Consider the following 305-nt stretch of genomic DNA (forward strand, 5'->3'; position numbering starts at 1 on the left):
GTCGGTGTGTTGATTCTGAGCCAATCAATCTGGTTTGTTGCTCCAATGGTGTTAGTCGTCATGTCTTATGGGATTGCGATACCCAATATACTCAGTGATGCACTCGTTAATTATAAACAACAGGTTGGCAGCGCAGGCGCTTTATTTGGGCTCATGTACTACATCATGATCGGGACGGGATTAGCGATGGCTGGAACAGTACAAAACTTAGGTGTCGTTCTATTATCATGTAGCTGTTTAGCGATTTTATTAGCGTTTTCTAAAAGGCAAGTTCATACCAACTTGTGACCAGATACTACACATTG

1 pseudogene is annotated in these 305 nt (G+C 42.3%); it reads left to right on the forward strand.

The window, feature by feature from the left end:
- A pseudogene (locus tag IQR33_RS09260) lies at nt 1-288 on the forward strand (MFS transporter); the annotation flags it as partial.
- Nucleotides 289-305: the final 17 nt, after the last annotated feature.

The sequence above is a fragment of the Vibrio sp. OPT46 genome (assembly GCF_015163535.1).
Lineage (GTDB): Bacteria > Pseudomonadota > Gammaproteobacteria > Enterobacterales > Vibrionaceae > Vibrio > Vibrio alginolyticus.